5 protein-coding genes and 1 pseudogene are annotated in these 4,225 nt (G+C 68.9%); all 6 read left to right on the top strand.

Annotation, left to right across the window (positions count from 1 at the left end):
• A pseudogene (locus QK444_RS33470) lies at positions 1-325 on the top strand (ATP-binding protein); the annotation flags it as partial.
• Positions 322-729: a roadblock/LC7 domain-containing protein gene (locus tag QK444_RS33465; protein WP_029931164.1), complete on the top strand. Its 408-nt coding sequence runs from the start codon at positions 322-324 to the stop codon at positions 727-729. The pseudogene QK444_RS33470 and the gene QK444_RS33465, both read left to right, overlap by 4 nt.
• 13 nt (positions 730-742) lie before the next feature.
• Positions 743-1,111 carry a DUF742 domain-containing protein gene (locus QK444_RS33460; RefSeq protein ID WP_282786033.1) on the top strand — a complete coding sequence of 123 codons (369 nt, stop codon included), beginning with the start codon at positions 743-745 and terminating at the stop codon, positions 1,109-1,111.
• On the top strand, positions 1,092-1,772 hold the full coding sequence (locus tag QK444_RS33455) for an ATP/GTP-binding protein (RefSeq protein ID WP_143979293.1): 681 nt from the start codon (positions 1,092-1,094) through the stop codon (positions 1,770-1,772). Before QK444_RS33460 ends, QK444_RS33455 begins: the two co-directional genes overlap by 20 nt.
• 69 nt (positions 1,773-1,841) lie before the next feature.
• Entirely contained in the window at positions 1,842-2,645 is an 804-nt protein-coding gene (locus QK444_RS33450) for a hypothetical protein (protein ID WP_282786032.1), read from the top strand.
• Positions 2,646-2,974: 329 nt separating this feature from the next.
• Positions 2,975-3,973 (top strand): DUF1906 domain-containing protein, encoded by a 999-nt coding sequence (locus tag QK444_RS33445; RefSeq protein ID WP_282786031.1) that lies wholly within the window; start codon positions 2,975-2,977, stop codon positions 3,971-3,973.
• The last annotated feature ends 252 nt before the right edge of the window (positions 3,974-4,225 follow it).

Below are 4,225 nucleotides of genomic sequence, written 5' to 3'. Positions count from 1 at the left end.
GCGCATGGTGTCGGAATGGCTGGTCGAACCGGCGGTCGGCGGGCAGGGCGGGGCCGCGTGGACCTCGTCCTCGGACGCCGGATGGGCCGCCGCCGAACAGGCCATGGAACCGACGACCGGCGGGAAAACCCAGGGCGGCCTGCCGATTCGCCGCCCCGGCGCCCAACTGGTCCCCGGCGCGGCGGTACCCGCGGACGAAGAGGGCGCACGGAATCCGGAAGAGATTCGTCACAGCTTGACCAGGCATCTGAGCGGGGTTCTCAGTGGACGGGCAGACGCCCAGCACAAAGACGGAGACCCATACAACGACGGAGGGCACGCATGACCGAACAGCGCACCACAACCGATGAGAACCTGAACTGGCTGGTCACCCGGTTCACCCGGGAGGTGCCCGGGGTCTCGCACGCCGTGCTGGTTTCCGCCGACGGTTTGCTCCAGGCCACCAGTCCGCACCTGCCCAACGACCGCGCCGAGCAGTTGGCCGCCGTCACCGCCGGTCTGGCCAGCCTGTCGGCCGGCGCGGCCCAGCTGTTCGACGGCGGCAAGGTGATGCAGTCCATCGTGGAGATGCAGCGCGGCTACCTGCTCGTCATGAGTGTCGGCAATGGTTCGCACCTGGCGGTGCTGGCCAACAAGCAGCACGACATCGGACGCATCGGCTACGAGATGGCGCTTCTGGTAGACCGCGTCGGGTCCGTGGTGCAGGCCACCGCCCGCCAGACCGCGTGATCGGCCACCGCACATGTCCGCACCGAACGGCGCCGGCCGGCCGACATCGCGTGTCCGCCCATACGCACTGACCTCCGGCCGCACCGAGCCGGCGGTCGAACTGCCGCTGGAGGCGGTCGTCGAGACCCTCTCCTACACCGCCCATTTCGACTGGCCGGCGGGCGACATCCGGACCGAGATCCTGCGTCTCGGCACGGCCCGGCTGTCGGTGGCCGAGATCGCTGCGCACCTGCAGCGGCCACTGGGCATGGTACGTGTGGTGATCGGTGACCTGGTGGTCGCCGGCACACTGCGCGTGCATTCGACTCTGAGCGATCAGGCGACCTTCGACGAGCGCCGATCTTTGATGGAGAGGACCCTGCATGGACTCCGGGCGCTTTGACGCCGCGCCCTACAACGGCGGACCGCAGCACCCGAACAACGGGGCGGCACAGCAGTACCCCCCGCGTCCCGGTGAGGGCGGCGAATTCCGCACCGCCTCGACGAAGATCGTCGTGGCGGGCGGATTCGGTGCGGGCAAAACGACGTTCGTCGGCGCGGTCTCGGAGATCGTGCCGCTGCGCACCGAGGCCATGGTGACCGGGATGTCCGACGGCGTGGACGACCTCGCCGCCACGCCGGGCAAGGAAACCACCACGGTCGCGATGGATTTCGGCCGCATCATCCTGCCCGGCAACCTGGTGCTCTATCTGTTCGGCACGCCCGGGCAGCGACGGTTCTGGTTCATGTGGGACGACCTGGTGCGCGGTGCCATCGGCGCGGTCGTGCTGGTGGACACCCGCCGCATCGAGGACAGCTTCGCCGCCGTCGACTTCTTCGAGGCCAAGAAGCTCCCGTTCCTGGTCGCGGTCAACCGCTTCCCCGACGCGCCCCGCTTCCCGGTGGGTGAACTCCGCGAAGCGCTCAGCATCCGCGAGGGTGTGCCGATCGTCGACATCGACGCCCGTGATCCCGATGAGGTGCGCCGTTCCCTCGCCGCGGTCACCGAGTACGCCATCGAACGTCTCATGGCCCAGCAGCGCGAAAGCGCCTGGCGCGGTTAGGCAGCCGTACCCCGTTGGCAGGCGGGGCGCGGACCGGACAGACAGAACAGACCTGGGAGTATTTACCGCGTGATCTACTTCGCAATGGGCTACTGGATCATCGCGCTGGCGTTGATCGTGTCGGCTTCGGGGGCAGCGGTCGGGCTGGCCTGCATCCGGCAGTCCACCAAGTCGGTGACCGCACGATTCCGGTTCGTGTGGATGTTCGTGGCCGCCTGCTCCATCGGCGGCGTCGGCGTCGCCATGCCGATCTTCGTCTCCATGCTGGGCGTGGCGGCGCACGGCAGTCCGGTGCGTTACGACAGCATGCTGATCGCGGTCTTCTCGGCGCTGTCGGGGACCACCGTGCTGGCCGCGCTCGTCATCGCCGGGCGCACGCTGAACTGGGTGCGGCTGGGGATCGGAGCGGCGGTGATGGGCGCCGGTCTCGGCTCCATGGAACTGGTCGTGCTGCTGGCGGTGCACGTGCAGGGCGAGGTGGAGCGCAATGTGCTGTCGATCATCGCGGTGTACGCCATCGCGCTGGTGCTGTCGGTGGCGGTGTTGTGGTTCAGCCTCACCGTGCGCTCATCGCTGCTGATGCTCGGCGGTGCCGCCCTCTGGGCACTGGTCGTGACGGGTATGCACTACACCGGCCTGGTCGGCGTCAGTTTCGACGTCGACCATGCCGCGCCGACCCCGGAGGGTGTGGACCTGTTCAGCTTCTTCGTGCCGTTCTTCATCATCGGCTCACTGGCGCTGGCGATTCCGATCACGGCCATTCTGGTCGCCCCGGACCGCCGGGAATCCGGTGCGGTGCCCGCGCTGTCGCCGGTCGGTGATGCCCGCGAGCGGGGTGCGGCCGCCGACCGCATCCCGGAAGCGGTGCGCTGAACCGACTTCCGATATCGCCCGGAGCGAGGTAGCCCGGGCCCGCCGTACAGGGCCGGACCGTGTGATCGGTCCGGCCCTCGGCGTATGCGTGTGCGTGGCGCCGGGTCACCCGATCGGGTCGGGCAGTTCGCCGACGGCCCGGCTCGGTCCGACAGCGCGAACAGCTGACGTCCGGCCATGGCCGGATCGTCCACCTGGCAGTCGCCCCAGCACGGCGTGCCGGGTGGCCAGGCTGCGCCAGGTCAACCACCCGAATGCGACGAATTCCCGAACTGGCCGATTTCCGGATGCACGGGCGGCGGCGCGTCTCGCGAATTACAGTGGGAAGCATGCGTTTCGGGCTGGACTACGCAGGAGGTCGGCCCGGTGGTGCTGCGATCCGGGCCGCGGGTTTCGATTTCGTCGTCCGCTACCTCTCCGACGGCGGCCCGACCCTGCCCGGCAAGCTGCTCACCCCTGCCGAGGCTGATGACCTGCGCGCACACGGTGTTTCGATCGTCTCGAACTGGGAGACCTACGCCACCCGGATGCTCGACGGCTACGGCGCGGGCGTCACCGACGCGCGGGCCGCGCTGGCGCAGGTGCTGCGCTGCGGCGGCCGCCGCGATCGGCCCATCTACTTCTCCGTGGACTTCGACGCCACCCCGCAGCAGCAGGCGCCCATCAACGCCTACCTCGACGGCGCGGCCAGTGTGCTGGGCCGTGAGAACACCGGGATCTACGGCGGCTACTGGCCGGTCAGCCGCGCCCTGGACATGGGCACCGCCACCTGGGCGTGGCAGACGGTGGCCTGGTCGGGCAACAACCTCGAACCGCGGCGGCACATCCTGCAGCACGCCACCCAGGTGGACGTGAACGGTGTGCGCTGCGATGTGAACACCACCGACCGAGCCGATTTCGGCCAATGGGACTTCGAACAGGAGGATGCGGATTTGACACCCGAACAGGAGGCGATTCTGCGCGACGTGCAGATCCAGTTGCGAGGTCCGGGCCTGTCCGGGTGGCCGCAGCTGGGTACCGATCCGGAGGGGCGGTACCGCACCGTGGTGGACGGCCTCGCCGCCGCGTTGGATCATATCGACGAGTTGCGCACGGAGATCAGCGAACTGGAGGCGACCACCGCGGAACTGGCCAAAGAGGTTGAACGACTGTCCGGTCCGCACTGGCCGTGGCCGTTCTCACTCATCGAGGGTCCGGCCACCGCCGTCGGCAATCGCATCGAGCAACTGCTACCGGATCTGCCGCTGCCCGGCTGGGGCGACGACGATGACCGGCGCACGGTGCGCGGCGAGAACAGCACTGCGGAAACCCCGGAAAACCGCCCCTGAACTGGCGATGAGCGGGTTCCCCGGTAATCCGGAGAACCCGCCCTCGGCCACGAGGATACCGCCGCGAGGCCACGGGTTCATCACTTCCCGAAGACTTTTTGAACTCTCACGTGCCCCTTCGTGCCACATGCGCACCACCGGTCGCGTATTGGACAGCGACACACGGAGGAATCTCCTGCGGGCGCGTTGAATTCGGCGAGCGCCCGCGCGCCCGCCGCGGCCCATCCCGCCCCCCGCCCCTCTCGGCGCCAC

The organism is Nocardia sp. CC201C, from assembly GCF_030010695.1.
Classification (GTDB): Bacteria; Actinomycetota; Actinomycetes; order Mycobacteriales; family Mycobacteriaceae; genus Nocardia; species Nocardia otitidiscaviarum.
This window is presented reverse-complemented; position numbering and strand designations above follow the sequence as displayed.